We start from the raw sequence: 2,135 nt of genomic DNA, 5'->3' as shown, positions 1-2,135 counted from the left end.
TCCTCACGACGCGGGCACGCGGCCGCGACCCCCGCCACACCGCGGCCATCCGCGACGCCGTGGTCGAGGGCCTGCGCGACGGCACCCTCGTCGCCCCGCACCACCGCACCCGCACCCCGGGCGTCGCCCTCGTCGGCGGCGGCCCCGGCGACCCGGACCTGATCACCGTGCGCGGCCGCCGCCTGCTCGCCGAGGCCGACGTCGTCATCGCCGACCGGCTCGGCCCCCGCGACCTGCTCGCCGAACTCCCGCCGCACGTCGAGGTGATCGACGCGGCGAAGATCCCCTACGGCCGTTTCATGGCCCAGGAGGCCATCAACAACGCGCTGATCGAGCACGCGAAGCAGGGCAAGTCAGTGGTCCGGCTCAAGGGCGGCGACCCGTACGTCTTCGGCCGCGGCATGGAGGAACTCCAGGCACTCGCCGAGGCGGGCATCCCCTGCACCGTCGTCCCCGGCATCTCCAGCTCCATCTCGGTCCCGGGCGCGGCCGGCATCCCCGTCACCCACCGGGGCGTGGCCCACGAGTTCACCGTGGTCAGCGGCCATGTCGCCCCCGACGACGAGCGCTCCCTGGTCGACTGGCCGTCCCTGGCGAAGCTGACCGGCACCCTCGTCGTCCTCATGGGCGTCGACAAGATCGGCCGGATCGCCGAGACCCTGGTGGCGGGCGGCAAGTCCCCCGACACCCCGGTCGCCCTCGTCCAGGAGGGCACCACGGCCGCCCAGCGCCGGGTCGACGCCACCCTCGCCACGGTCGCCGAGACGGTCGTCGCCCAGGAGGTCAAGCCGCCGGCCGTCATCGTCATCGGTGAGGTCGTCGCCGTGGGCCCGCGCGGGACGGCGTGACATGGCCGAACTCATCACCGTCGACGACCCCGCCGACCCGCGGCTGCACGACTACACCGGCCTGACCGACGTCGAACTGCGCCGCCGCCGCGAACCCGCCGAGGGCCTGTTCATCGCCGAGGGCGAGAAGGTCATCAGGCGCGCCGGGGAAGCGGGCTACGCGATGCGGTCGATGCTGCTGTCCGCGAAGTGGGTCGACGTCATGCGCGACGTCATCGACCGGGCCACCGCCCCGGTGTACGTCGTCGACCCCGCGCTCGCCGAACAGGTCACCGGCTACCACGTGCACCGCGGCGCGCTCGCCTCCATGCAGCGCACACCGCTGCCCGCGCCGGCCGACGTGCTCCGGACCGCCCGCCGCGTCGTCGTCATGGAGTCGGTCAACGACCACACCAACATCGGCGCGATCTTCCGCTCCGCGGCGGCCCTCGGCATGGACGCCGTCCTGCTCTCCCCGGACTGCGCCGACCCCCTCTACCGCCGCAGCGTCAAGGTCTCCATGGGCGCGGTCTTCTCCGTGCCGTACGCCCGCCTGGACACCTGGCCCGAAGGACTGGAGGCGGTGCGCGAGGCCGGGTTCGGACTGCTCGCCCTCACCCCCGGCGAGAAGGCCCGGCCCCTGGACGAGGTGGCACCGCACCGGATGGACCGGGTGGCTCTGATGCTGGGCGCGGAAGGGGCCGGTCTCTCCGACCGGGCCCTGGCGGCCGCCGACGAATGGGTCCGCATCCCGATGTCGCACGGCGTCGACTCCCTCAACGTGGGAGCCGCCGCGGCGGTCGCCTTCTACGCGGTGGCCACGGGACGCCCGCAGGAGTAGCGGCCCGGTCGGCGCTGTGCCGACGGGTCCCTACCCGGGGCCCTGGCAGCCCTGCACCAGCGCGATGCCCAGCGCGACGACCAGCGTCACGACGACGAACACGAACAGCCGCTGCCTGAGCAGCCGCGGATTGGCGGGCCGCAGGCCGGTACCGGTCGTCCGGGGTCCCGGACGACGGGCACCGGTGCCGGTACCGGACCGGGTGGTGTTCCGGGAGGCCGGCGTGGGACGCGGCCCCTTGCGGGACGGAGCGCCTCCGCGCGGGGAGCTGTCACGCGAGGAGCCGCCGCTCCGGGAAGGGGGCACGCTCCGGCTGTTCCGTCCGGGGGAGGAACCGCTGTTCCTGGGCGCGGGGCCGCGTCCGCGCGGTGGCGGGGTTCCCTGGCCGCCCTGCCGGCGCTGCGCCCGCTCCGGGTAGGTGTCCGCGAGGCGTCCGGTGGGCCGCTCCGCCTCGGCACTGCGCGGGG

General features: G+C 74.8%; 2 protein-coding genes and 1 pseudogene. 2 read left to right on the top strand and 1 reads right to left on the bottom strand.

Going from position 1 to position 2,135, the window contains the following annotated elements; translation table 11 throughout:
• Together cobA and B7767_RS28990 are read left to right on the top strand one after the other, a co-directional pair.
• Window positions 1-848: uroporphyrinogen-III C-methyltransferase (gene cobA / locus B7767_RS28995; protein WP_085574750.1), on the top strand; the 848-nt coding region annotated here is incomplete at its 5' end.
• A 1-nt stretch (window position 849) separates the two neighbouring features.
• On the top strand, window positions 850-1,668 hold the full coding sequence (locus B7767_RS28990) for an RNA methyltransferase (protein WP_085574749.1): 819 nt from the start codon (window positions 850-852) through the stop codon (window positions 1,666-1,668).
• Between the two features lie 30 nt (window positions 1,669-1,698).
• On the opposite strand, the pseudogene B7767_RS28985 reads toward B7767_RS28990, so the two are convergent.
• Window positions 1,699-2,135: pseudogene (locus tag B7767_RS28985) on the bottom strand (serine/threonine protein kinase); the annotation flags it as partial.

Origin of the sequence: Streptomyces sp. 13-12-16, assembly GCF_002114215.1 — a bacterium.
GTDB lineage: Bacteria > Actinomycetota > Actinomycetes > Streptomycetales > Streptomycetaceae > Streptomyces.
The sequence above is the reverse complement of the archived record's forward strand: the minus strand, read 5'-3'. Positions and strand labels throughout refer to the sequence as shown.

Bases quoted from the DNA above. Each gene is read 5' to 3' on its own strand.
- B7767_RS28990 (WP_085574749.1), top strand. From the start codon at position 850: ATGGCCGAACTCATCACCGTCGACGACCCCGCCGACCCGCGGCTGCAC.